Here is a 24,929-nt window from a genome sequence, read left to right as displayed (position 1 = left end):
GCCGTGTCCGTGGCGGCTCGTAGACTCGCCTGCGTGGATACGACCCTCCAGGACCCTCTTGTCGGGCAGCTGCTCGACGGCCGCTACCGCGTCGATGCCCGCATCGCCGTGGGCGGCATGGCCACGGTCTACCGGGCCGTGGACACCCGGCTCGACCGGGTGCTCGCCCTCAAGGTGATGCACCCGGCGCTGGCGACCGACGTCTCGTTCGTCGAGCGCTTCATCCGCGAGGCCAAGTCCGTGGCCCGGCTCGCGCACCCCAACGTGGTCGCGGTCTTCGACCAGGGCGCCCAGGGGCAGTACGTCTACCTGGCGATGGAGTACGTCGCGGGCTGCACCCTGCGCGACGTGCTGCGTGATCGCGGCGCGCTTCAGCCGAGGGCCGCACTGGACATCCTGGAGCCGGTCCTCGCCGCCCTCGGCGCGGCGCACCGGGCGGGCTTCGTGCACCGCGACATGAAGCCGGAGAACGTCCTGATAGGGGACGACGGCCGGGTCAAGGTCGCCGACTTCGGACTCGTACGGGCGGTGGGCACCGTCACCAACACCACCGGGTCCGTCCTGGGCACGGTCTCCTATCTCGCCCCCGAGCAGATAGAGAACGGCACGGCGGACACCCGCACCGATGTGTACGCCTGCGGCGTCGTCCTGTACGAAATGCTGACCGGGTCCAAGCCGCACGGCGGCGACACCCCCGCCCAGGTCATCTACCAGCACCTCAACGAGGCCGTCCCGCCGCCGTCGGCCGCCGTCCCGGGGCTTCCGGCCGGGCTCGACGGCCTGGTGGCGAGCGCCACCGCCCGCGACCCCGAGGTCCGCCCGTTCGACGCGGTGGCGCTGCTCGCCGAGACCCGTGAGGCCCGCTCCGGCCTCACCGACGCCCAGCTGGACGCCGTACCGCCGCAGGCCACCGCCGAGGTGCACGACGCCGCCGAGGACCGCACCAGCGTGATCCCGCGGCTGCTCCCGGCCGACCAGGGCGTCTCGCACCACACCAGCCGGCTGGAAATGCCCCCGCCGGAGCCGCCGCGGTCCGCGTCGCAGGGCCGGCGCCGCGGGCCACGGCGCTCCGTCATCGCCGCGGTCGTCGCCGTACTGCTGGCGCTGGGGATCGGTACCGGTGTCTGGTACATCAACTCCGGGCAGTTCACCCGGGTGCCCTCGCTGCTCGGCCAGACCGAGAAGAACGCCGAGCGGCGGCTCTCGGACGTCGGTCTGGACCTCAAGGGCGTCGAGCGGGCCTACAGCGACACGGTGGAGCGCGGCAAGGTCATCAGCAGCGACCCGGATTCCGGCGCCCGTGTCAGGGGCAATGACGCGGTGACGCTCGTCGTCTCGCGCGGTCCCGAGATCGTGAAGGTGCCCGACGTCCAGGACCTCTCGCTCGCCGACGCCAGGCGTGAGCTGAAGAAGGCCGGTCTGGTGCCCGGCATGGTCACCAAGGAGTTCAGCGAGGAGACGGCACGGGGCGACGTGATCCGTACGGACCCCGTGGCGGGCACCGGGCGCCACCCGGACTCGGCGGTCGCCCTCGTCGTCAGCAAGGGCGCTCCGGTGGACGTCCCCGATGTCACCGGGCTGTCCGTCGCGGACGCCACCGCCGCACTGAAGGACGAGGGGCTGAAGGCAAAGGTGCTGCCCGACCGGGTCAATTCCGCCGAGGACGCGGGCGACATCGCCCGGCAGTCACCCGGCGAGGGCACCGAGGCCGCCGAGGGCGACACCGTCGAGCTCACGGTCTCCGACGGGCCGCGCATGATCGACGTCCCCGACGTCACCGGCAAGGACGTCGACGAAGCCACGAGCGAACTGAAGGACGCGGGCTTCGAGGTCAAGGTCGACCGCCCGTTCCTGTCCTTCAGCGACACCATCGCGAGCCAGTCCGTCGACGGCGGCAAGCAGGCCCCCGAAGGCAGCACCATCACCATCAAGACCAAGGGACTCTAGATCCACATGCGCAACCCAGTCGGCGGCCATGTTCCGGTGGCCGGCGGCCTCGCCAAGGTCGGCCTCCCCTACGCCCGCGGGATGGGGGCGGAGGCCGTGCAGGTCTTCGTCGCCAACCCGCGCGGCTGGGCGACCCCCGTCGGCAACCCGGCCCAGGACGAGCGGTTCCGCGCCGAGTGCGCCGCCGAATCCATACCGGCGTACGTCCACGCCCCGTACCTGATCAACTTCGGATCGCACACCGGGGCGACCGTCGAGAAGTCCGTGGATTCACTGCGCCACTCGCTGCGCCGCGCCCGCGAGATCGGCGCCCTGGGCGTCGTGGTGCACACCGGATCGGCGACCGGCGGCCGGCCGCGCGAGCAGGCCCTCGCGCAGGTACGCACACACATGCGGCCGCTCCTGGACGAGCTGACGCATGACGACGACCCGTATCTGTTGCTGGAGTCGACCGCCGGGCAGGGGTTCTCGCTCTGCTCGCGCACCTGGGACTTCGGCCCGTACTTCGACGCCCTCGACGCCCACCCCAAGCTCGGCATCTGCCTCGACACCTGTCACATCTACGCGGCGGGTCACGATCTGACCGGCCCGGCGGGGATGCGGCAGACGCTGGATCTGCTGGTGGCGACGGTCGGCGAGGGCCGGCTGAAACTGATCCACGCCAATGACTCCAAGGACGTGGTGGGAGCCCACAAGGACCGGCACGAGAACATCGGCGCCGGGCACATCGGCGAGGAACCGTTCCGTGAGCTGTTCTCGCATCCGGCGACCGCGGGCGTACCGCTGATCATCGAGACGCCGGGCGGCAAGGAAGGCCACGCGGCGGACGTGGCCCGGCTGAAGGGGCTGCGCGACACCTGATTCCCCATAGGGGTATCGGTTCTTACTGTCGGCAGGAACCGATACCCGACATCGGGGGATCACCATGCAGCACGCAGGTCAGAGCTCGGGGCCGTCCCCGGGCTCTTCCTGGTAGGAGTACCGCTGCTCGCTCCACGGGTCACCGATGTTGTGATAGCCGCGCTCCTCCCAGAAGCCGCGGCGGTCGGCCGTCATGTACTCGACACCCCGGACCCACTTGGGCCCCTTCCAGGCGTAGAGATGCGGCACGACGAGGCGGAGCGGAAAACCGTGCTCGGCGGTGAGCAGTTCACCGCCCTTGTGAGTGGCGAAAAGTGTTCGGTCCGAGGCGAAGTCGGAGAGCCTCAGGTTGGAGCTGAATCCGTACTCGGCCCAGACCATCACATGGGTGACGTTCGGCGCGGGCGGCGCGAGTTCCAGCACCGTGCGGGCCAGGACTCCGCCCCATTCGGCACCAATCATGCTGAATTTCGTGACGCAGTGCAGGTCGGCGACGACCGAGGCGAACGGCAGCACCGAGAACTCCTGGTGGTTCCAGCAGTGCTTCTCGCCGTCGGCGGTGGCCCCGAAGACCCGGAACTCCCAGCGGTCCGGCTTGAACTTGGGCACGGGCCCGTAGTGGGTAACCGGCCAACCACGCTGGAGTCGCTGTCCCGGCGGAAGCTCGGACTGCTCTGACGCGCACTGTTCCCGGCTTTCCGGCTGACCCATGACTCCATGGTGACAGACAGGCAGGGGTGGTCCTGACCAGAACAGAGGGCAATCCGGACAACTCACAGTAAGCCTGTACTTACTGGACGGCCATCGGGTGCGATGACAGGATGCGGCCAACTTGCCCAGTTCACCGGTTGGAAGGAGCCTCTGCGATGCAGGGCGACCCCGAGGTCCTTGAGTTCCTGAACGAGCAGCTGACCGCAGAATTGACTGCCATCAATCAGTACTTCCTGCACGCGAAGATGCAGGACAACTTCGGCTGGACGAAGCTCGCGAAGTACACCCGCTCCGAGTCGTTCGACGAGATGAAGCACGCCGAGATCCTCACGGACCGCATCCTCTTCCTCGACGGACTGCCCAACTACCAGCGGCTGTTCCATGTACGGGTGGGCCAGACCGTCACCGAGATGTTCCAGGCCGACCGCCAGGTCGAGGTGGAGGCGATCGACCGCCTCAAGCGCGGGATCGAGCTGATGCGCGGCAAGGGCGACATCACGTCCGCGAACATCTTCGAGTCGATCCTGGCGGACGAGGAGCACCACATCGACTACCTCGACACCCAGCTGGAACTGGTCGAGAAGCTCGGCGAGCCGCTGTACATCGCCCAGCTGATCGAGCAGCCGGACAGCTAGGGCCTGTCCGGCGGATCAGGGGCGGACAGGGCGCGGCGTCTGGTGCGGTGCATCGCAAGGCGCCGGAGCGTCCTGATAGCGGAGCTATCCGGGCGTTTCGGCAACGCCGCGAGGTGCCGTGCCAGACGCCGCGCCCCCGGCCATGATCCGCCGGACAGGCCCTAGACCGGCACCGGCGGGAAGGCTCAGGCCGCGTCGGGGAGCGGGATTCCCGGCGCCACGCCCGGGGCGATGCCGGGAGCGATGCCCGGCTCCGTCCCGGATCCGGCGCCCGTGGTGGTCTCGTCGGCGGTGCCGGGGGTCAGCTTCCGGCCGAGCAGTTCGCGGCGCGGGCAGGCGCCGCGGCCGAGCACGGCCTGGATGGCCCGGACGCAGCCGCCGCAGTCGGTGCCCGCCTTGCAGGCCGAGGCTATCTGCCGGGGTGTGCACGCCCCGGCGTCCGCATGCTCCTTGACCTGCTTCTCCGTGATGCCGAAGCACGAGCAGACGTACACGCGGTTCACCTCCCGGCGGGATCGGTCGTTGGCTGCCACCCCGTCTAACGGTGAGGCTAACCTAACCTTACCCGGCGCCGAAAGGCGTTGAAAGCCTCCGAACGCCCTGTGGGGCACGGATCACATCGATCCGTGCCCCACAGTCGTACGCGCGCCACCTGCGGTGACGCCTACTGGTCCCGGTACATCTCGGCGACCAGGAACGCCAGGTCGAGGGACTGGCTGCGGTTGAGCCGCGGGTCGCAGGCCGTCTCGTAACGCTGGTGCAGATCGTCCACGAAGATCTCGTGTCCGCCACCGACGCACTCGGTGACGTCGTCACCGGTGAGCTCGACGTGGATGCCGCCGGGGTGCGTACCGAGGCCCTTGTGCACCTCGAAGAAGCCCTTGACCTCGTCCAGAACGTCGTCGAAGCGGCGGGTCTTGTGGCCGGAGGCGGCCTCGAAGGTGTTGCCGTGCATCGGGTCGGTCACCCACGCCACGGTGGCGCCGGATGCGGTGACCTTCTCGACCAGGGCCGGGAGCTTGTCACGGACCTTGTCGGCGCCCATGCGGACGATGAAGGTCAGCCGGCCGGGCTCGCGCTCGGGGTCGAGGCGATCGATGTAGCCGAGCGCCTCGTCGACCGTGGTCGTCGGGCCGAGCTTGATGCCGATGGGGTTACGGATCTTCGAGGCGAACTCGATGTGCGCGCCGTCCATCTGGCGGGTGCGCTCACCGATCCAGACCATGTGGCCGGAGGTGTCGTACAGCTCGCCGGTGCGCGAGTCGGTGCGGGTCAGCGCCGACTCGTAGTCCAGCAGCAGGCCCTCGTGCGAGGAGTAGAACTCGACCGCCTTGAACTCGGCCGGGTCCGTGCCGCACGCCTTCATGAAGTTCAGCGCGTTGTCGATCTCGCGGGCGAGCGCCTCGTAGCGCTGGCCGGACGGGGACGACTTCACGAAGTCCTGGTTCCAGGCGTGCACCTGGCGCAGGTCGGCGTAACCGCCGGTGGTGAAGGCGCGGACCAGGTTCAGCGTGGAAGCGGATGCGTGGTACATCTGCTTCAGCCGGTCCGGGTCCGGGACGCGGTCCTTCTCGGTGAAGGCGAAGCCGTTGACGGAGTCGCCGCGGTAGGTCGGCAGGGTGACGCCGTCGCGGGCCTCGGTCGGCTTGGAGCGCGGCTTGGAGTACTGCCCGGCGATCCGGCCCACCTTGACGACGGGCACGGAGGCCGCGTACGTCAGGACGGCGCTCATCTGGAGCAGCGTCTTCAGCTTGGCCCGGATGTGGTCGGCCGACACGGCGTCGAAGGCCTCGGCGCAGTCACCGCCCTGCAGCAGGAACGCCTCGCCCTTGGCGACGGCTCCCATGCGGGCGCGCAGCTGGTCGCACTCGCCCGCGAAGACGAGGGGCGGATACGACGCGAGGTCCGCGAGTACATCGCGCAGAGCCTCGGCATCGGGGTACTCGGGCTGCTGCGCCGCGGGAAGGTCTCGCCAGGTGTTGCCACCGGCGACGGAGGTATTGGCGTTCACGGTCACAACCTCAACATTACGGGTTCCGGCGGTGCGTCCATCCGCGAGCTCAACAGATGAGACGCGTGCTCGGACGTCATCGGCGTCCGCTAGGGTTCAGGACATGTTCGCGCAGACAAACCAGAACTGGTGGTGGACCGCTCATCCGGCGGCCCACTGAACAATCGCGCGCGACAGACCACGCGAAGGCCGCCCGAGGGGCGGCCTTTTCCGCGTTTTCGGGAGCCGTTCCTCCATCCGGAAGGAACACCCCCATGCCTCACCGCACCGACGCCGTCGTCCACAGACTCCTGAGTGACGACTGCCCGCCGTTCGCGCTGCTGCGCAGGCGCACCCCCGGCCGCGACCAGGACACCGTCGAGGTGCTGATCGGCCGGGTACGGGAAGTGGACCGGCTCGCCGATCTCCCGGTCGGTGAGCTGCCCTCGCTCGCCCTGGTGCCGTTCCGGCAGATCGCCGAGCGCGGTTTCGATGTGCGCGACGACGGGACACCACTGTCCGTGCTGGTCGCGGACGAGACGTACGAGCTGCCGCTCGCCGAGGTGCTGGACCGTCTACCGGTCCGGGACGTGCGGGTCGAAGGCGGCGCGTTCGATGTCGGGGACGAGGAGTACGCCGGGATCGTCCGGCGGGTCGTCGAGGACGAGATCGGGCAGGGCGAGGGCGCGAACTTCGTCATCCGGCGGACCTTCCGGGGGGAGATCCCCGGCTTCGGCCGGGCCGACGCGCTGGCCCTCTTCCGGCGGCTGCTGGCCGGTGAGCGCGGCGCGTACTGGACCTTCGTCGTGCACACGGGTGACAGCGGATCCGAAGGGCCCTCCCCGTCGGGGCGGCGGGCGACGGGCGGGCGGACGCTGGTCGGCGCCAGTCCCGAGGTGCATGTGCGGATGTCCGGCGGGACGGTCGTGATGAACCCGATCAGCGGGACGTACCGCTACCCCGCCGAGGGCCCGACCCCGGAGGGTCTGCTGGCCTTCCTCGCCGACCGCAAGGAGACCGAGGAGCTCTCCATGGTGGTCGACGAGGAACTCAAGATGATGTGCACCGTCGGCGACATGGGCGGCGTGGTGATCGGGCCGCGGCTCAAGGAGATGACCCATCTCGCCCATACGGAGTACGAGCTGCGCGGGCGCTCCTCGCTGGATGTGCGGGAGGTGCTGAAGGAGACCATGTTCGCGGCGACGGTCACCGGCTCCCCGGTGCAGAACGCCTGCCGGGTCATCGAGCGGTACGAGCCCGGCGGGCGCGGCTACTACGCGGGGGCCCTGGCGCTGTTGCGGCAGGAGCCGGGCGGGGCGCAGACCCTGGACTCGCCGATCCTGATCCGTACCGCCGACATCTCGGCCGGCGGGCAGCTGCGGGTGCCGGTCGGGGCGACGCTCGTGCGGCACTCCGATCCGGACGGCGAGGTCGCCGAGACCCATGCGAAGGCGGCCGGTGTGCTCGCCGCGCTGGGGGTGCGGCCCGGCCGGCCGCGGGACGAGGCGGCCCGGCCGCGGCTGGCGGGCGACCCGCGCGTGCAGGCCGCGCTGGACGCCCGGCGGGACGGTCTCGCGCCGTTCTGGCTGCGGATGCAGGAGCGTACGCACCAGCTGTCCGGGCGGGCGCTGGTGATCGACGGGGAGGACACCTTCACCGCGATGCTGGCGCATCTGCTCCGTTCCTCGGGCCTCGATGTGTCGGTGCACCGCTACGACGAGCCGGGGCTGCGCGAACGGGTGCGGGTGCACGAGGGTCCGGTCGTGCTGGGTCCGGGGCCGGGGAATCCGGGCGACACCGCCGATCCGAAAATGCGGCTGCTGCGCGGGCTCGCCGCGGAGCTGGTCCGTGATCACCGGCACGGCCTGCTGGGGGTCTGCCTCGGCCATGAGCTGATCGCGGCGGAGCTGGGTCTGGAGATCGTCCGCAAGACCGTGCCGCACCAGGGCGCGCAGACCCGGATCGAGCTGTTCGGGCGGCCGGAGACGGTCGGCTTCTACAACAGCTTCACCGCGCGCTGCGACGAGGCGGTGGTCACCGAGCTCGCGGCGCACGGTGTCGGGGCGAGCGTGGACGCGGCGACCGGTGAGCTGCACGCGCTGCGCGGGCCGGGCTTCGCCTCGGTGCAGTTCCACCCGGAGTCGGTGCTGACGCTGCGCGGCGCGGCGATCGTGGCGGAACTGCTGGCGGGGCTGCCGGTGGCCGGCTGAAGGGGCGGACGGGACCCCGGGGCGATCCGGGGTCTCAGCTCGCCGGGAGCGCCGGGACCAGGACGTTGTCGCTGCGCCGGCCGGCCAGGTAGTCGGCGACGTTCTGCACGGTGGCGTCGATGATCTGCCCCACGGCGTCCTCGGTGTAGTAGGCCTGGTGCGAGGTGACGATGACGTTCGGGAAGGTGACGAGCCGGGCCAGGGTGTCGTCGTCGACGCCCTCCAGCGACTTGTCGAGGAAGAAGAGCCCGGCCTCCGCCTCGTACACATCGAGTCCGACGCCCAGGAAGCGGCCCGCGCGCAGCTCGGTGACCAGCGCCGTGGTGTCGATGAGTCCGCCGCGGCTGGAGTTGACCAGGATCGCGTCGTCCTTCATCCGGGCCAGGGCGTCCTCGCCGATGATGTGGTGGGTCGCGGGCAGCAGCGGGACGTGCAGGCTGATCAGGTCGGACTCGGCGAGCAGTCGCTCCTTCTCCACGTACTTCATGCCGAGCGCGAGGCAGGCGGGATTCTCGGCGACGTCCCAGCCGAGCAGTTCCATGCCGAAGCCGTGGGCGATACGGGTGAAGGCCTCGCCGATCTTGCCGGTGCCGATCACGCCCGCCGTACGGCCGCGCATGTCCCGGCCGAGCAGTCCGTCGAGCCGGAAGTCGAAGTCGCGGGTGCGGCTCGCGGCCCGGATGATCCGGCGGTTGACGGCCATCGCGAGGGTCCAGGCGAATTCGGCGACCGAGTACGGCGAGTAGTACGAGACCCGGGCGACCCGCAGGGCAAGGCGTTCGGCGACGTCGAGGTCGATGTTGTTGAAGCCGGTGGAGCGCTGGGCGATCATCTGCGTGCCGCCCGCCGCCAGGGTCTGCAGGACGCCGGCGCCCAGGTCGGCGTTGACACTGGTGGAGATGATCTCGTAGCCCGCCGCGATGGGGGCGGTGTCCTTGTTCAGGAAGACGTCCAGGCACCGGACCTCGTGCTGCCCGGCGAAGGCCTTCTCGATCAGCGGCTTCTCGTCGGACTGCACGCCGAATGCCAGGATTTCCACGACTTCTCCCGTTTGTCGCACGGATCAGCGGATCAGGGGCCGGGGCCGGTCAACGCGAATATACGGCCCGTGCCCCTGCCGCGCCGCTCGGCCGAACGGGCCGGCCGGGGCCGCGGTGCTCAGGCGTCGTCGAGGCCGCGCTCGATCGCGTACCGCACGAGCTCCACCCGGTTGTGCAGCTGGAGCTTGCCCAGGGTGTTCTGCACGTGGTTCTGCACGGTGCGGTGCGAGATGACCAGCCGCTCGGCGATCTGCTTGTACGAGAGCCCCTTGGCGACCAGCCGCAGCACCTCGGTCTCGCGCTCTGTGAGCTGCGGGGCCTTGGGTTCGTCGGAGGCGACCGGCGTGGGGTCGGAGGCGAGCCTGCGGTATTCGCCGAGGACCAGTCCGGCCAGGCCCGGCGTGAAGACGGGGTCGCCGACGGCGGTGGACCGCACGGCCTCGGTCAGCTCCTGCGTACTGGCCGACTTGAGCAGATAGCCGGTGGCACCGGACTTGACCGCTTCCAGTACGTCGGCGTGCTCACCGCTCGCGGAGAGCACCAGCACCCGCAGCCCGGGGTGGGAGCCGACGAGCTCCTTGCAGACCTGGACGCCGGGCATACCGGGCAGGTTGAGGTCGAGCACGAGGACGTCGGGGGTGACGGCCTTCGCCCTGCGGACCGCCTGCGGTCCGTCACCGGCGGTCGCCACCACGTCGAAGCCCGACTCGGAAAGGTCACGGGCGACGGCGTCGCGCCACATCGGATGGTCGTCCACCACCATCACCCTGATGGCCCGCTCCTCGGCGCCCTGGGTGTTCTCCGTGCTCATCTCGCTGATCCTGCCTTCCCCCGTGAAACCTTCGGAACCTTCAACTCGACCTCGGTGCCCTGGCCGGGCACGGAGATCAACTCCGCCGTACCGCCCAGGTCGCGCAGCCTCCCCCGGATCGACAGGGCCACCCCCATCCGTCCCTCCCCCTCGGCCTGGGCGAGCCGCCCCTCCGGGATTCCGGGGCCGTCGTCCCGGACCGTCACGATCACCTCGTCCGGCCAGTCCTCGACGAGGATCCAGGCCTGGGCATTCTCCCCCGCGTGGACCCTGACATTGTCCAGGGCGGCACTGACAGCGGCCGCCAGTTCCATCGCGGCCGCGGGAGCGAGCAGCACCGGGGCGCCCGGCTCCGCGAAGCTGACCCGGGAGCCGGCGTGCGGGGCGAGCAGGGAGCGCAGATCGCAGTCGGCGCGGCCGGACGGTTCGTCGTCGACCTCCACGCTGCGGACCACGGCGCCCTCGGCGGCGTCCTCGGAGACCCGGGTGGTGGGGACGAGGCCGGTGGAGACCAGGGTGCGCAGGGCGACCTCCTGCTCCCCGGCCATCCGGCCCAGCTCCGCCGCCTCCCCGCCGAGCGCGGTGCCGCGGCGCTGCACCATCGCGAGGACCTGGAGCACGCTGTCGTGGATGTCCCGGGCCAGCCGTTCCCGCTCCCGGGTGGCGGCCTCGATCTCCAGGGCGCGGGCGAGGGTCCGCTCACTGGCCCTGGCGACCTCGACGACGTACCCGATCGCGATGGACGCGACCCAGACCAGCAGCACGTTGTGGAAGGTGTCCCGGCTGGGGTCGCCGCGCTCGATGATGTTGACGACGGCGACGAAGGTGGAGGCGAAGGCCGCCCAGCGCCAGCCGCCCTTGATCGCGAAGGCCAGCACGGAACCCGCGGTCCAGATCGACGGCAGCGTCGGGCCGTCGACCTGCTGGGCCTCGAAGTCGGCGAGCGGGGTGAGGAGTATCCCGGCCAGGGCGATGGTCAGATCGGCGCCGAGGAAACGCTTGGTGCAGGCGGCGGCGCCCGAGACCTTCGGAAGGGTGGCGAGCGTCCAGACCACCATCACCGCCAGGAAGGCGATGGCCACCCACGGCCGGTCGTACTTCTCCCGGCCGAAGACGGAGAGCAGGACCGCGTACAGCATCGTCAGGATGCGGTACGCCGTCAGCGCACTCCACAGCGGCTGCTCGACCGACATCCGTACGACGCGCTCGCGCCTGGCCACATCCCCCACCCCCCGTACGGCACCGGCGCGCGCGCCGTACCGTTCCTTCAGCCTTGCGTTCCGGACTCGTCGCCCTTGTGCTTCTCCGCCTCGGCGTGGCGCTTCGCCTCGTCCGCGATCTGCCGCTTGGCCGCCGTCGCGTAGATGTCGACGTACTCCTGGCCGGAGAGCTTCATGATCTCGTACATCACCTCGTCGGTGACCGAGCGCAGGATGAAGCGGTCCCCGTCCATGCCGTGGTAGCGGCTGAAGTCGAGCGGCTTGCCGATCCTGATCCCCGGGCGCATCAGCTTGGGCATCACCTGGCCGGGCGGCTGGATCTTCTCCGTGTCGATCATCGCGACGGGGATGACGGGCGCTCCGGTGGCCAGCGCCACCCTGGCGAGCCCGCCGGGCTTGCCCCGGTAGAGACGGCCGTCGGGCGAACGGGTGCCCTCCGGGTAGATGCCGAAGAGGCCGCCGCTCTCGATGACCTCGATGCCCGCCTTGATGGCCGCCTCACCGGCGCCGCGGGCTCCCGAGCGGTCCACCGGGAGCTGGCCGACGCCCTTGAAGAAGGCCGCGGTCAGCTTGCCCTTCACGCCGGGTGCGGTGAAGTACTCCGACTTGGCGATGAAGGTGACCTTGCGGTCCAGGACGGCCGGCAGGAAGAAGGAGTCCGAGAACGACAGGTGATTGCTCGCGAGGATCGCCGGTCCCTGCGCGGGAATGTTCTCCAGGCCCTCCACCCATGGCCGGAAGGCAAGCTTCAGCGAGCCGCCGATGGAGAACTTCATTGCGCCGTAGATCAACTCGGGTGCCTCCTGTGTGCTGTCCGACAGACCTTAACCCGTGGGCCGCCCCCGCTCCCGCCCGGCAGGGAGCCGATGCGGCGGCCGGAGGCGGTGACGACCCTGGTCGGTGTCAGCCCGGTCGCGTACGGTGAAGTAATCCTTCTGCACTCCCCCCTTTCGCTCCCCTTCGAGCCTCACGAACAGGAGACCCCGGTGCCGGTCCTTCCTGGAGCCGAGCCGTTCCGCCACGAGGGCGGAGAGGTCGGCGTCCTCCTCTGCCACGGATTCACCGGTTCCCCGCAGTCGCTGCGCCCCTGGGCGGAATACCTGGCGGAGCGCGGGCTCACCGTCTCGCTGCCCCTGCTGCCGGGGCACGGCACCCGCTGGGAGGACATGCAGCTCACGGGCTGGCAGGACTGGTACGCGGAGGTGGACCGGGAGCTGCGCGCCCTGCTGGAGCGGTGCGGCCAGGTCTTCGTCTTCGGACTGTCCATGGGAGGCGCGCTGACGCTGCGGCTGGCGGCGAAGCACGGGGACGCGATCAGCGGTCTGGTGCTGGTCAACCCGGCGAACAAGGTGCACGGCCTGTCGGCGTACGCGCTGCCGGTCGCCCGCCATCTGGTACGGACGACGAAGGGGCTGGCGAGCGACATCGCCCTGCCGGGCTCCGACGAGGTGGGGTACGACCGGGTGCCGTTGCACGCGGCGCATTCGCTGCGGAAGTTCTTCCGCCTGGTCGACGCCGAGCTGCCCCAGGTCACCCAGCCGATCGTGCTGCTGCACAGCCCGCAGGACCATGTGGTGCCGCCCGCCGACTCGGCCCGCATCCTCAGCCGGGTGTCGTCGACGGACGTCGAGGAGATCCTGCTGGAACAGAGCTACCACGTCGCGACGTTGGACCACGATGCGGAGCGGATCTTCGACGAGAGCTACCGGTTCATCGGCCGCCTCGCCCCGAGCGTCGGAAAGAAGGGGAGCACGTCAGGTGGCTGAGCACGACGCGGAGCGCGCGGGCAGCGAGGAGGAGCGCGAGCCCCTTCCCGCGGAGGGAGCGGCCGTGCCCGACGACGGCACGGGCCCGCAGGACGCCGCTGCCCGGGAGGCGGCGGGCGCCGACGGCAGCCGGTCCGAGCCGTCGGTCGACGAGGACGCGGCGTGGCAGGCGATCGTCGCGGGGTACGGCGAGGAGCCGCCGGACCCGCCGGGCGCCAGGCCGTTCAGGTCGATCGAGGATCTCGCGCTGCCGGAGGACGACCAGCCCGACGTCCTGGATCCGGACAAGGGGCTCGGGAAGAAGTCCGCGAAGCCGCCGGAGAAGCCGCTCGGCAGCTCGATCGTGTTCGCCCCCGGCGTCGGGGGCCCGCGCGACTACGAGGTCGCCGAGCCGAAGGACGACGATCTCGACGGGAGCGACGAGGGGCATTTCGTCCCCCCGGAGCCGCCGCCGCTGCCGGAGGCCGATGTCACGGCGAAGTTCGCCTGGCTCGCGGTCGTCGGCGGTCCGGTGCTGATGCTGCTCGCGGTGCTGCTGCGGTGGGACATGACCTGGTGGCTCACGACGATCTGCGTCGGCGGCTTCCTGGGCGGTTTCGTCACCCTGGTGGCGCGGATGAACGACGACGACGAGGACGGCGACGACCCCGGGCGCGGGGCGGTGGTCTGAGAGCCTGTCGGGTGACCTCTCGGACCGGGGCGCTGCGGCGGGCGGGCCGCCGCCCGCTCAGGGCCTGATCGCGGGCACCCGCAGCGCCGCCAGCACCGGCAGATGGTCGGTGGCCGCCCGCAGGTCCGCGTCGGTGACACCGGGCAGCCCGGCGGGGACACCGCAGCCGAGCACCTCGATCCCGTCCGTCGCGAAGACCGCGTCGATGCGCCGTCGCGGTTGATCCGGCGCGTAGGTGTTCTCCTCGCCCCACGGCCGGACCGCCCAGCAGTCCTGGAGCCGCTCGGCCAGCCGCCGGAACGCGCTCCCGGTCGGTACGTCGTTGAGGTCGCCGGCCGCGATGGCGTGCTCGACGCCCATCGCGTCCAGCCGCTCCAGCAACAGCTCCGTCTGGGCCAGGCGTTCGTCGCGCTGCAGGCTCAGATGGAAGCTCAGCAGACCGATCCGGGTGCCCGCGATCCGCACCACCGACGTGGCGAAGCCCCTGCGGTGCAGTCCGGGAGTGAGCGGCAGCAGTACGTCCTCCGTCCGCTCCACGGTGGCCCGCAGCGAGCAGAGCAGCAGCGGCCCGGCCGCCGTGGCACCGCCGCTGAGGAGGACCAGGTCGGTACGGGCCGCGAGCCAGGCCGCGCGCTTGCGCCAGCGGAAGAAGCGCGGGGCTTCCTGGATGAAGACCAGGTCGGGGGCGCAGGCGCCGATGACGCGGGCCAGTGCCTCGCGGTCGTCGCGCATCGACCGGATGTTGTAGCTGAGCACTCGGACGACGGCCGAACCATCCGGCTCGGTACGGGAGTCGGGCAGTGGCGTCAGGACCATGTGTCTCACGATACGACGGACGCCCGCCGCTCCCACAGGGGCGCGACGGGCGTCCGGTCACGGTCGGCCCGGACAGGCTCTAGCCCTGGCGGGCCAGGTCCGCCGCGCCCACCAGCCCGGCCTTGCCGCCCAGTTGGGCCGCGAGCACCTGGGCGTGCGGACGCCATTCGCCGCCGATCAGCCAGCGCCGGAACGACTTGCGGATCGGGTCGAGCACCAGCTCGCCCTCGTCCGACACGCCGCCGCCGACGATGAACGCGGACGGGTCGAAGAGCGAGGCGAGGTCGGCGAGTCCGGCGCCGGCCCAGCGGGCCAGCTCGCGGAACGAGTCGACCGCCACCGGGTCGCCCTGCCGGGCGGCCTTGCTGATGTGCTTGCCCTCGATGCCGTCCACCGTGCCGTCGCCGAGCGACAGCAGGATCGTGGCGTTCTCGGGGGTGGCGTTGGCGCGCTGCTTGGCGTACCGGACGAGCGCGCGCCCTGACGCGTACTGCTCCCAGCAGCCCTGGCTGCCGCAGCCGCAGAGCAGACCGTCCGGGACGACCCGGATGTGGCCGAACTCGGCGGCCACGCCGAAGCGTCCGCGGCGCAGCTTGTTGCCGATGATGATCCCGCCACCGAGGCCGGTGCCGAGAGTGATGCAGATGACGTCGTCGTGGCCCTGTCCGGCGCCGAAGCGGTATTCGCCCCAGGCGGCGGCGTTGGCGTCGTTCTCGACGACGACCGGAAGGCCGACGCGCTGTTCGACCTTGTCCTTCAGCGGCTCGTGCCGCCAGTTGATGTTCGGCGCGAACAGCACGGTGGCGCGCTTGTCGTCGACGTATCCGGCCGCACCGATGCCGACGGCATCGATCTGGTGGCCCTCGCTCGCGCCGGACACGGCCGACGCGATCGCGTCCACGATGCCTTCAGCCGTCGGCGGGGTCGGCACCTTGAACGTCGAGAGGATCCGGCCCTCTTCGTCGACCACTCCCGCCGCGATCTTCGTGCCGCCGATATCGACGCCGATGGTGAGTCCCATGAATCCCTCAGTTCCGGTCGAGCCCCGCTGGGGCCAACCGTACCCGAGCCCGGGGCCCGGCCCTTCGGGGCCGGTCAGTCCAGGTCGATGTGTTCGCCCGCGGCGGGGCCCTCGTCACGGGGGTCGGAGGGGTCGTCGGCCTTCTTTTCGTTGCCTGCGGGGTCCCCGGCCCCCTGGGTCCAGCGGCGTTCCTGGCCTTCGACGGCGGAGCGGTAGGCGGCGAGGAGTTCGCTGCCGGCTGCGGCGATGTGGTCGAAGACGTCCGGATTGCGCTCGATGACGGGCTCGACCGCGGACTTCGCCTGCTTGATGATCTGCTGCACGGTGCCCTGGGCCGCCGCGCCGAACAGCGGCGACTGGAGGGACGAGACCTTGTCGGCCACGGCGTCGACCAGCTTGCGCAGTTCCTCGGCGGCGGAGCCGGGCGGCGGGCCGTGCTGCGCCCGGCGGCGGGCCTTCTCCGCTTCGAGGTCCTCGGCGCAGGCCTTCGCCCACGCGTCGTCGTCGACGGGACGATCGGTGGCATCGCTCATGGCGGACTCCTGCGACGTGGTGTGCCGGCGGCCCGGCATACGGGGCACGTACTACCGACGTTACCCGAACCGTGGGGCGTCGTTCAGCTCGTCCTCGGCCACAGTCCGGGGTCCGGGGTGAACCGGACCCGGAGCACCCCGTCGGTGAGGGCGGCGCCGGAGACGGTGCAGCGGCGCAGTCCGGATTCCAGCGGGACGATCCGGTGGAACGGGCCGACCGTGAGCAGCAGCTCGTCGCCGCGGCGGACCAGCTGGAGGTCCTTCTTGACGGCGCCGGGCAGCGGCAGGCACCAGACGAGGACCGGGTCGCCGTCGCCGGACGGCGGGGCGGTCACGATCCGGCCGCCGGGCAGCAGTCCGTCGAGGCCGTCCGGGACGTCGGGGCTCTCGATCCACCAGGGGTCGTCGGCCCGGCCGGGGCTCCGCCCGTCCAGTTCCGGGGCCAGTCCGTCGCCCTCGAAGAGGCCACCACCGGTGCCGGCCGTCTCGAAGACGGTGCAGGCGGCCGTGGTGTCGAGGCGGGCGAGGTCGTCGAGGCCCCGCGGGTCGCGGCCGAGGTGGGGCACCTCGCACAGCGCGGCCCCGGGCACCCATTCCTCGTACCAGCGGTCGACGGTCTTCTCCTGCTGCGCGGCGAGCTCCGCGAACCAGGGGTCGGCCGAGTGCCTGGGCAGCACCCGGTTCACCGCGAGGGTGTCGACCCGCAGTCCGTGCAGGGCGAGGCCGGTGCGGGCGGTGCGCAGGGCTTCCTCGGCGGCGGGGCCGGGCTCCGCGACCAGCCGGAGCGTGGTGTTGCGGTCCTCGATCAGGGCCTGGACGGCGGCCAGCTCGGCGTCCCTGCGGGCAGCTGCCTCGTACAGCCACTGGGCGGGCATGGGCACGCCGGCGAGCTGGGCGAGCATCGGGCGCAGGGCGCGGGCGGCCTGGCGTTCCGGGGGGAGCAGCCGGCGCAGATAGCGGCGCAGCTGCTCGGGGAGGGCGAGCAGGGCGAGTGCTTCGCGCAGCGGTGGCAGGTCGACGACGAGGAGGTCGTGGCCGCGGCGCGACCAGTCACCCTCGGCGGCGCGGCGCAGGGTGTGCAGCAGGGCGAGCTCGGAGCTGCCGGGGAGCTCGGTCAGTTCCTCGCCGTCCAGCCGGTTCCCGCCGAGCAGGTCGAGTACGGCGGAGGCCTGGTCCTGGAGGGCGAGGAGTTCGCCGCGGAAGTGCTCGCCGGAGTCGATGCGGGCGGACCACAGCCCGTCGGTGACCTCGGTGGGTTCGGTGCTGTCGGGAAAGCCGGGTATGCCGTCGGCCGTCAGCAGCAGGGTGCGCCTGCCGCGGCGGGCGGCGGCCAGCGCGGTCGCCGCCGCGACGGTGGTACGGCCGGCGCCGCCGGGGCCGGTGACGAGGACCGTACGCATCCGGTCAGGCCTTCGGGACGGACTCGACGCGCTTCTTCAGACCGGCCAGGGCCCGGTCGATGATGACCTTCTCCGCCTTGCGCTTGATCATGCCGAGCATCGGGATCTTGACGTCGACGGTCAGCCGGTAGGTGACCTCGGTGCGGTCGCCGTCGCCGAGCGGGGCCAGCGCGTAGGAGCCGTCGATGGCGCGCAGCATCTGGGACTTGACGAGGGTCCAGCTGACCTCGTAGTCGCCGATCCAGGTGTAGGCGAGCGTGTGGTCGTCCTTGATCGCTCCGGCGTCGAGGACGAGGCGGACCTTCTCGGCGCGGCCGTGGTCGTCGGTGGAGAGGACCTCGGCCTCCTTGACCTCGCCGGTCCACTCCGGGTAGCGGGCGAAGTCGGCGATCACTCCCATGACGTCGGCCGGTGCCGCCTCGATCGTGATGCTCGAGCTGGTGTGTTCAGCCATCGCCGTGGCTCCTCCAGTGCGGTGTACCGGTGCGTCGGCAGAGGCCTGCCGCCAGAAGGCTATCGCGTGTGCGCGGCGCCTCGTTCCAGGGTCCGTGCCGGTGTTGTCACCACTCCAGGGCCCAGGGCCTGCCGGTGGACGCGAAGTGGCCGACGTTCACGCATTCGGTGGCGCCGATCCGCATCCGGCGGGCCAGCGGCTGGTGGACGTGGCCGAACAGCGCGTACCGCGGGCGGGTGCGGCGGATGGCGTCCAGCAGGGCCCGGCTGCCGCGCTCGAAGCGGCGCGCCACCGTGTCGTACGTCAGCTCCGGGACCTCGGGCGGGATGTGGGTGCAGAGCACGTCGACCGGGCCGATCGCCTCGATCTTCGCCGCGTACTCCTCGTCGCCGATCTCGTACGGGGTGTTCATCGGGGTCTTCAGGCCGCCGCCGACGAAGCCGAACACCCGGCCGCCGATCTCGACCCGTTCGCCGTCCAGGACGGTGGTGCCGGGGTGTGCGTACTCGGACCACAGGCCGGGGATGTCGACGTTGCCGTAGGTGGCGTACGTCGGTGTGGGGAAGGCCGCGAAGAGTGCGGCGTACTGCTTGCGCACCGCCGAGACGATCGCGGCGTTGCGGTCCATGCCCGCCCACAGGCCGCGGCCGAACTCGCGGGCCTCCTCGAAGCGGCGCGCGGTGCGCAGCGCGACGATCCGGTCGGCGTTCTCCACCCCGAAGAGGTCGGGGAAGATGCCGCGCGAGTGGTCGGCGTAGTCGAGGAAGAGCACCAGGTCACCGAGGCAGACCAGTGCGTCGGCGCCGTTCCCGGCACGGGCCAGCGCCTCGGTGTTGCCGTGCACGTCGCTGACGACGTGGATGCGGGTGCGCTGTCGGGTCGATGTGCCTGGGCTGTCCGGTCCGGCTCGCATGACGATCACCTTAGGACTCTGCCGGTCGCCTCGGTAGAGGCCGCCGGACCTGCGAATATCGCCGCCCGGTCACGCGGGTGGACTACTGTGCGCCCAAGGATCAGCGTGATGTGTGACGCATAAGACATCTGGCCGGAACCCCCTATCGGGAACCGAGTACTCGTGGGTAACGTCCGGGCAGTCCAGTCGTGCTCACCCCACTGAGCACCTGCCAATCTTGGACCGCAGCCGGTGCGTCACACAGAGCCGTGGCACCGGAGCCCGATGAGGAGCAGCAGTCTTGCGCGAGTTCAGCCTTCCGGCCCTGTACGAGGTCCCTTCGGACGGCAACCTGACGGATCTCATCCGCCGCAATGCCGCTCAGCATCCCGATGTCGCGGTGATGAGCCGCAAGGTGGGGGGCGCGTGGACCGACGTCGACGCCACGCAGTTCCTGGCCGAGGTCAGAGGCGTCGCCAAGGGCCTGATCGCCGCGGGCGTCGACGCCGGTGACCGGGTGGCCCTGCTCTCGCGCACCCGCTACGAGTGGGTACTGCTCGACTTCGCGATCTGGAGCGCGGGCGCGGTCACCGTCCCGGTGTACGAGACCAGTTCGCCCGAGCAGATCCAGTGGATCCTCGGCGACTCCGGCGCCGCGCTGTGCCTCGTGGAATCCGACGCGCACCGGGCCTCCGTGGTCTCCGTCCAGGCGGACCTGCCGGCCCTGAAGGGCATCTGGCAGATCGAGGACGACGCGATCCGCCGGCTGACGGCGATCGGGGAGGACGTCTCGGACGAGACGCTGGACCTGCGGATGGTGAGCGCCAAGGCGGACGACCCGGCCACCATCGTCTACACCTCGGGCACCACCGGCCGCCCCAAGGGCTGTGTGCTCACGCACCGCAGCTTCTTCGCCGAGTGCGGCAACGTGGTGGAACGGCTGAAGCCGCTCTTCCGTACCGGCGAGTGCTCCGTGCTGCTCTTCCTGCCCGCCGCGCATGTCTTCGGACGGCTGGTCGAGGTGGCCTCGGTGATGGCCCCGATCAAGCTCGGCTGCGTACCGGACATCAAGCACCTCACCGATGAACTGGCCTCGTTCCGGCCGACGTTGATCCTCGGCGTGCCGCGGGTCTTCGAGAAGGTGTACAACGCGGCGCGGGCCAAGGCGCAGGCCGACGGCAAGGGGAAGATCTTCGACAAGGCCGCGAACACGGCGATCGCCTACAGCCGCGCGCTGGGTACCCCCCAGGGCCCCCCGCTGGGCCTGAAGCTGAAGCACAAGGTCTTCGACCGGCTGGTCTACGGCAAGCTGCGGGCGGTGCTCGGCGGGCGCGGCGAGTACGCGATCTCCGGCGGCGCGCCGCTGGGCGAGCGGCTCGGCCACTTCTACCGCGGGATCGGCTTCACGGTCCTGGAGGGCTACGGCCTGACCGAGACCTGTGCGGCCACCGCCTTCAACCCGTGGGACCGGCAGAAGATCGGTACGGTCGGCCAGCCGCTGCCCGGTTCGGTCGTGCGCATCGCGGACGACGGCGAGGTGCTGCTGCACGGCGAGCACCTGTTCACCGGTTACTGGAACAACGAGGCGGCGACGGCCGACGCGCTGGCCGACGGCTGGTTCCACACGGGCGACATCGGCACCCTCGACGAGGACGGCTATCTCGCGATCACCGGCCGCAAGAAGGAGATCATCGTCACGGCGGGCGGCAAGAACGTCGCTCCCGCGGTGATCGAGGACCGGATCCGCGGGCACGCCCTGGTCGCCGAGTGCATGGTGGTCGGCGACGGACGGCCGTTCGTGGGCGCGCTGGTCACCCTGGACGAGGAGTTCCTGGGCCGCTGGGCCGCGGAGCACGGCAAGCCGGCCGGTTCGACGGCGGTGTCGCTGCGCGAGGACCCGGAGCTGCTGGCCGAGGTGCAGCGGGCGGTGGACGACGGGAACGCGGCCGTGTCCAAGGCGGAGTCGGTGCGCAAGTTCCGCATCCTGGACTCGCAGTTCACCGAGGAGGCGGGCCACATCACGCCGTCGCTGAAGCTGAAGCGGAACGTGGTGGCGAAGGACTTCGCGGACGAGATCGAGTCGATCTACCGGGGCTGACGACCGGGGCGTACGCGTGAGAGGGGGCCCGCACGGTAGGTGCGGGCCCCCTCTCACGCGTACTGGGCACCTACGGCCTCTCGTTCGTCAGAGCAGTGCCCGGAGCCGCTCGGCGAGCAGGTCCCAGCGCCATTTCTCCTCGACCCAGGCCCGCCCCCGCTCCCCCATCCGCTGCCGCAGCTCCGGGTCGCGGAGCAGGGTGACGATCCGGTCGGCCGACTCCTCCACGCTGTCCCCGCGCACCACCCACCCGGTCTCGCCGTCGAGCACCGCGTCGGGCGCGCCGCCCGAGTCGCCCGCCACCACCGGCAGACCGGTCGCGGACGCCTCCAGGAAGACGATGCCGAGGCCCTCCACGTCCAGGCCGCCGCGACGGGTGCGGCACGGCATGGCGAAGACGTCGCCCGCGCCGTAGTGGGCGGGCAGCTCCTCCCACGGCACCGGTCCGGTGAACCGCACGGACTCCTCGACCCCGGTCTCCCCGGCCAGCCGCTTCAGCTCCTCGGCGTACGGTCCGCCGCCGACGATCAGGAGCACCGCGTCCGGCACCTGCGCCAGGATCGCGGGCATCGCGAGGATCAGCGTGTCCTGGCCCTTGCGCGGCACGAGCCGTGACACGCAGACGACGACGGGCCGGTCCGCGAGGCCGAGCCCGGCCCTGACCCGGTCCCCGCCCGACCCCGGGTGGAAGGTCTTCTCGTCGACGCCGGGCGGCAGTTGGGCCATGCGTGCCGCGGCCCCGGGCGTGAGCGCGGGGGCGATCCGGGAGCGGGTGTACTCCCCCAGGTAGGTGATCGTGTCCGTGCCCTCGCCGATCCGTCGCAGCAGCTGCCGGGCCGCGGGCAGCTGGGCCCAGCCCGCCTCGTGCCCGTGCGTGGTGGCGACCAGGCGGCGGGCGCCGGCCCTGCGCAGCGCCGGTGCCATCAGCCCGAGCGGGGCCGCGGCGCCGAACCAGACGGAGCTGCAGCCGTGTTCGCGCAGCAGCCGTACCGCGCGCCGGGTGACCCGCGGGGTCGGCAGCAGCATCGTCGTCGGGTCGCGCACGACGGTGAACGGCTGCTCGGCGTCGAAGGCGGTGGTGGCCGCGACGCCTTCGGGGGTCCGCTTCCAGGTCGAGGCGTACACGACGATCTGTCCGGGGTCCAGGCGCAGTGCCATGTTGTGCAGAAAGGCCTGGATGCCGCCGGGGCGGGGCGGGAAGTCGTTGGTCACGATCAGGGTCTTGTCCATCCCGGCCGACAGTACCGGGCGGTCCGGGCCCGATGGCTCCGGCACCGTGCGGGCATCATGTCTCCTCGTATCCACCGAGTACCCACCGGGTGCCCACTGACGAGAACGGATGAGGCGGTCATGAGGGGATCTACCGGCGCGCGGCTCGCTGTCGCGGTGTGGGCCCTGACCAGGGTCGCGCTGCTGCTCTGCGTCACCAAGGTGATCACGCTGTCCGGACCGGACGTGACCAGTGACGTCTCGGTGATCTACCACGGCTGGTCCGAGGTGCTGAAGACCGGTACGTATCCGCAGTCCGACGTCACCTGGCAGTACCCGCCGCTGGCCGCGCTCGCCATCCTCTCCCCCTCGCTGCTGCCTTTCCTGGACTACGCCTCGGCCTTCTTCGTCCTCGCGTTCGTGTGCGACCTGCTGGTGCTGGGGCTGCTGCTGTACGCGGGCCGGGGCGGCGGCCGGTCGGTGGCGGGCGCCTGGGTGTGGGTGGCGGGGGTGCCGCTGCTCGGCACGACCGCGTACGCCCGTTACGACGTGATGGTCACGGCGGTGGCGGTGGCGGCGCTCCTGGCGGGGCTGCGGCATCCGCGGCTGCTGGGGGTGCTGGCCGCCGTCGGTGCGCTGCTGAAGGTGTGGCCGGCGCTGGTCCTGGCCGGTACGGCGCGCGGCCGGCGCACGCGGCTGGCGTGGACGGCCGCGGCGGTGACGGCGGCCGGGCTGCTGGTGGGGTGCGCCGTGGCGATGCCGGGGGCGCTGGCCTTCATCGGCGCCCAGCGCGACCGGGGCACCGAGGTCGAGTCGCTGGGCGCGCTGGTCTTCCATGTGGCGCGGCAGTTCGACTGGCAGGGCCGGGTGGAGTTCCACTACGGCTCGATGGAGTTCCTGGGTCCGCACGTGCCGCTGGTGAGCACGCTGGCCCTCGGTCTGTCCGTCCTCGCGTTCGGCTGGCTGGTGGTGTGGCGGCTGCGGGCCCGTGAGTTCGGCGTGAGCACCCCGGCGGACGCGGCGTTCGCGGCGGTGCTGCTGTTCACGACGACGAGCCGGGTGATCAGCCCGCAGTACATGCTGTGGCTGGTCGGCCTGGCGGCGGTCTGCCTGGTGTTCCGCGACAGCCGGATGGTGCTGCCGGCCGGTCTGGTGCTGCTGGCGACGGGCTTCACCCAGTGGGAGTTCCCGTTCGGGTTCACGCATGTGGTGACCAGCGACGCGACCGGCGTCACGCTGATGTTCCTGCGCAACGGCCTGCTGGTCGCGGCGACGCTGATCGCCTGCCGCCGGCTGTGGCGGCGGACGGTGCCCCGGGCGGCGTGCGACGGCGGCGGGTCGGCCGTCCGCTCCGGCCTCGGCCGGGAGGCGGAGCCGGTCGGCTCCTGAGCAGTGCGCCGCGCTCAGCCGAGCCAGGAGCGCAGTTGCTCCCGCCAGAGTGCGGTGAAGTCCTGCGGGGTCGTGTCGAGCACCTCGTGCATGGCCTGCTCCACCGCTCCGTCCCGTCCCGGGTGCCCTCCGACGGCCCGGTAGAAGGCCAACAGCTTCTTCTCGCCCCAGTGGTCGGCGATCAGCTCGCAGGCCGCCCAGCCGCCCTCGTACGCCCTCGCCAGGCGCGCCGGGTCGCCCGCGAAGCCGAAGTCCTCGTCCGTGGGGAGCTCGGCGGGCGGGTCGCCGCGCCGCACGGCGTCCGCGAGTTCGGGCGCGATCTGTGCGGCGGTGCGGTCCTCGGAGCGGTAGGCCGTCCAGTCCGCGAAGCCTTCGGAGAGCCAGGTCGGGGTCGCGGCGGAGGTGCGGGTGCGGGTGGCGACGTGGGTGGTCTCGTGGGTGAGGACGATCCGCTGCCCGAAGGTGCCGAGGGTGCCGTACGCCTGCGGGTTGACGATCACCCGGTCCGCGGGGGCCCGGCCCGCGCCGCCGGTCTGCCCGGTGGTGACGGCGGCGATGCCCCGGTAGTCCGCCGACGACCCCAGCAGCCCCGCCATGTCCTCCACCCTGCGCGGTACGAGCACCACCACGCGGCCCGCCCAGCGTTCCGGCCAGGCGTCGGACACGGCGGGCACCGCGCGGTCCGCGGTCCGGGCGATGGCGCGCAGCTCCTGCTCCGTGCGGCCGACGCCGAGCACGAGGCTGTGCTTCCCGGGCACCACCCGGACGTCGCCCTGCTGCCAGAGCTGCTGGACGCCGTCCCCCTCCGCCCGGTCCCCGACGACGTACCAGCGGCCGTCCGCCCGGTCCCGTCTCAGGTCGAACACCCGGTCCGCGGCGACCGGGGCGGCGTCGTAGCCCTTGATCCGGTAGCGCAGCTCGACGTCCGCGGTGGCCCGGTCGGTGCCCCGCGCGGTCACGTCGCGCAGCCGGTACGTCCACGAGCTCAGCGGTATGTCCGCGAGGTTGGCGAGCTCCCGGCGCTGGGCCGTGCGCAGCCCGGTGGCTTCGGGGTCCGTCGTGGCCAGGTAGGCGTCCGTGTCGTGGTCCAGCACGGCGGCCGCCCGGCGGTCCAGCGTGGCGCGGACGGCGCGGGCGGTCGCGTCCGGGGCGGCGCCGTCGTCGGGGGCCGCGCAGCCGGAGGCGAGCAGCAGTCCGGCGAGCAGCGCACCCGCCGCGCGCCGCCCGCCGTTCCGTCCCCGCCGTTCGCTCACCCG

At 71.5% G+C, this 24,929-nt stretch carries 24 protein-coding genes; 9 read left to right on the top strand and 15 right to left on the bottom strand.

Annotation, left to right across the window (positions count from 1 at the left end):
• Positions 1 to 33 precede the first annotated feature (33 nt).
• Positions 34 to 1,947 (top strand): Stk1 family PASTA domain-containing Ser/Thr kinase, encoded by a 1,914-nt coding sequence (pknB, locus tag OG520_RS29615; RefSeq protein WP_406015201.1) that lies wholly within the window; start codon positions 34 to 36, stop codon positions 1,945 to 1,947.
• Positions 1,948 to 1,953: 6 nt separating this feature from the next.
• Positions 1,954 to 2,808 (top strand): deoxyribonuclease IV, encoded by an 855-nt coding sequence (locus tag OG520_RS29610; RefSeq protein WP_399325945.1) that lies wholly within the window; start codon positions 1,954 to 1,956, stop codon positions 2,806 to 2,808.
• Between the two features lie 78 nt (positions 2,809 to 2,886).
• Here the strand turns inward: OG520_RS29610 and OG520_RS29605 are convergent, their stop codons facing one another.
• A complete protein-coding gene (locus tag OG520_RS29605; RefSeq protein ID WP_317866773.1) occupies positions 2,887 to 3,519 on the bottom strand; it encodes a sulfite oxidase-like oxidoreductase in 633 nt (210 codons plus the stop codon).
• A 155-nt stretch (positions 3,520 to 3,674) separates the two neighbouring features.
• Here OG520_RS29605 and bfr point away from each other — a divergent pair, with 155 nt between their 5' ends.
• Entirely contained in the window at positions 3,675 to 4,154 is a 480-nt protein-coding gene (gene bfr, locus OG520_RS29600; protein ID WP_124718145.1) for a bacterioferritin, read from the top strand.
• Between the two features lie 185 nt (positions 4,155 to 4,339).
• Here bfr and OG520_RS29595 read toward each other — a convergent pair whose 3' ends face one another.
• Positions 4,340 to 4,648, bottom strand: coding sequence for a bacterioferritin-associated ferredoxin (locus OG520_RS29595; RefSeq protein ID WP_406016595.1), 309 nt, complete (start codon positions 4,646 to 4,648; stop codon positions 4,340 to 4,342).
• A gap of 170 nt (positions 4,649 to 4,818) precedes the next feature.
• Positions 4,819 to 6,165, bottom strand: coding sequence for a class II 3-deoxy-7-phosphoheptulonate synthase (locus OG520_RS29590; protein ID WP_399325949.1), 1,347 nt, complete (start codon positions 6,163 to 6,165; stop codon positions 4,819 to 4,821).
• Positions 6,166 to 6,268: 103 nt separating this feature from the next.
• On the opposite strand from OG520_RS29590, the gene OG520_RS29585 reads away from it, so the two are divergent.
• Both OG520_RS29585 and OG520_RS29580 read left to right on the top strand, forming a co-directional pair.
• A complete protein-coding gene (locus OG520_RS29585; protein WP_107408160.1) occupies positions 6,269 to 6,325 on the top strand; it encodes a trp operon leader peptide in 57 nt (18 codons plus the stop codon).
• A gap of 94 nt (positions 6,326 to 6,419) precedes the next feature.
• Positions 6,420 to 8,354, top strand: a complete 1,935-nt coding sequence (locus OG520_RS29580) for an anthranilate synthase family protein (RefSeq protein WP_406015200.1) — start codon at positions 6,420 to 6,422, stop codon at positions 8,352 to 8,354.
• A 34-nt stretch (positions 8,355 to 8,388) separates the two neighbouring features.
• Here OG520_RS29580 and OG520_RS29575 read toward each other — a convergent pair whose 3' ends face one another.
• The 4 genes from OG520_RS29575 to OG520_RS29560 form a co-directional block, all read right to left on the bottom strand.
• Positions 8,389 to 9,393 (bottom strand): 2-hydroxyacid dehydrogenase, encoded by a 1,005-nt coding sequence (locus tag OG520_RS29575; RefSeq protein ID WP_266420366.1) that lies wholly within the window; start codon positions 9,391 to 9,393, stop codon positions 8,389 to 8,391.
• Positions 9,394 to 9,512: 119 nt separating this feature from the next.
• The gene (locus tag OG520_RS29570; protein ID WP_399325953.1) at positions 9,513 to 10,205 is read right to left on the bottom strand and encodes a response regulator; all 693 of its coding nucleotides are present in this window, start codon (positions 10,203 to 10,205) and stop codon (positions 9,513 to 9,515) included.
• The gene (gene macS, locus OG520_RS29565) at positions 10,202 to 11,425 is read right to left on the bottom strand and encodes a MacS family sensor histidine kinase (protein WP_266420360.1); all 1,224 of its coding nucleotides are present in this window, start codon (positions 11,423 to 11,425) and stop codon (positions 10,202 to 10,204) included. Before macS ends, OG520_RS29570 begins: the two co-directional genes overlap by 4 nt.
• Before the next feature lie 47 nt (positions 11,426 to 11,472).
• Positions 11,473 to 12,216: a 1-acyl-sn-glycerol-3-phosphate acyltransferase gene (locus OG520_RS29560; protein WP_266420358.1), complete on the bottom strand. Its 744-nt coding sequence runs from the start codon at positions 12,214 to 12,216 to the stop codon at positions 11,473 to 11,475.
• Between the two features lie 195 nt (positions 12,217 to 12,411).
• Between OG520_RS29560 and OG520_RS29555 the strand changes: the two genes are divergently transcribed.
• Positions 12,412 to 13,191, top strand: coding sequence for a carboxylesterase (locus OG520_RS29555; RefSeq protein ID WP_266425934.1), 780 nt, complete (start codon positions 12,412 to 12,414; stop codon positions 13,189 to 13,191).
• Positions 13,184 to 13,861 (top strand): hypothetical protein, encoded by a 678-nt coding sequence (locus tag OG520_RS29550; RefSeq protein ID WP_406015199.1) that lies wholly within the window; start codon positions 13,184 to 13,186, stop codon positions 13,859 to 13,861. The genes OG520_RS29555 and OG520_RS29550 overlap by 8 nt, the downstream gene beginning before the upstream one ends.
• Positions 13,862 to 13,918: 57 nt before the next feature.
• Here the strand turns inward: OG520_RS29550 and OG520_RS29545 are convergent, their stop codons facing one another.
• From OG520_RS29545 to OG520_RS29520, 6 genes are all read right to left on the bottom strand, one after another.
• Positions 13,919 to 14,677: an endonuclease/exonuclease/phosphatase family protein gene (locus tag OG520_RS29545; RefSeq protein ID WP_399325957.1), complete on the bottom strand. Its 759-nt coding sequence runs from the start codon at positions 14,675 to 14,677 to the stop codon at positions 13,919 to 13,921.
• 79 nt (positions 14,678 to 14,756) lie between these two features.
• A complete protein-coding gene (locus OG520_RS29540) occupies positions 14,757 to 15,698 on the bottom strand; it encodes an ROK family glucokinase (protein ID WP_406015198.1) in 942 nt (313 codons plus the stop codon).
• A gap of 74 nt (positions 15,699 to 15,772) precedes the next feature.
• Positions 15,773 to 16,231 (bottom strand): DUF5304 domain-containing protein, encoded by a 459-nt coding sequence (locus OG520_RS29535; RefSeq protein ID WP_389970386.1) that lies wholly within the window; start codon positions 16,229 to 16,231, stop codon positions 15,773 to 15,775.
• A gap of 83 nt (positions 16,232 to 16,314) precedes the next feature.
• Positions 16,315 to 17,631 carry an ArsA family ATPase gene (locus OG520_RS29530; RefSeq protein WP_399325960.1) on the bottom strand — a complete coding sequence of 439 codons (1,317 nt, stop codon included), beginning with the start codon at positions 17,629 to 17,631 and terminating at the stop codon, positions 16,315 to 16,317.
• A 4-nt stretch (positions 17,632 to 17,635) separates the two neighbouring features.
• Positions 17,636 to 18,085: an SRPBCC family protein gene (locus OG520_RS29525; RefSeq protein WP_072483258.1), complete on the bottom strand. Its 450-nt coding sequence runs from the start codon at positions 18,083 to 18,085 to the stop codon at positions 17,636 to 17,638.
• 106 nt (positions 18,086 to 18,191) lie between these two features.
• Positions 18,192 to 18,998, bottom strand: a complete 807-nt coding sequence (locus tag OG520_RS29520; protein ID WP_406015197.1) for a metallophosphoesterase — start codon at positions 18,996 to 18,998, stop codon at positions 18,192 to 18,194.
• A 280-nt stretch (positions 18,999 to 19,278) separates the two neighbouring features.
• On the opposite strand from OG520_RS29520, the gene OG520_RS29515 reads away from it, so the two are divergent.
• Entirely contained in the window at positions 19,279 to 21,075 is a 1,797-nt protein-coding gene (locus OG520_RS29515; protein WP_406015196.1) for an AMP-dependent synthetase/ligase, read from the top strand.
• Between the two features lie 87 nt (positions 21,076 to 21,162).
• Here OG520_RS29515 and OG520_RS29510 read toward each other — a convergent pair whose 3' ends face one another.
• Positions 21,163 to 22,305: a glycosyltransferase family 4 protein gene (locus tag OG520_RS29510; protein WP_399325966.1), complete on the bottom strand. Its 1,143-nt coding sequence runs from the start codon at positions 22,303 to 22,305 to the stop codon at positions 21,163 to 21,165.
• 120 nt (positions 22,306 to 22,425) lie between these two features.
• Here OG520_RS29510 and OG520_RS29505 point away from each other — a divergent pair, with 120 nt between their 5' ends.
• A complete protein-coding gene (locus tag OG520_RS29505) occupies positions 22,426 to 23,673 on the top strand; it encodes a glycosyltransferase 87 family protein (protein WP_406015195.1) in 1,248 nt (415 codons plus the stop codon).
• A 14-nt stretch (positions 23,674 to 23,687) separates the two neighbouring features.
• Here the strand turns inward: OG520_RS29505 and OG520_RS29500 are convergent, their stop codons facing one another.
• Positions 23,688 to 24,926 (bottom strand): hypothetical protein, encoded by a 1,239-nt coding sequence (locus OG520_RS29500; RefSeq protein WP_406015194.1) that lies wholly within the window; start codon positions 24,924 to 24,926, stop codon positions 23,688 to 23,690.
• Between the last annotated feature and the right edge of the window lie 3 nt (positions 24,927 to 24,929).

This window comes from Streptomyces sp. NBC_00984, assembly GCF_045162475.1.
Lineage (GTDB): Bacteria > Actinomycetota > Actinomycetes > Streptomycetales > Streptomycetaceae > Streptomyces.
This window is presented reverse-complemented; position numbering and strand designations above follow the sequence as displayed.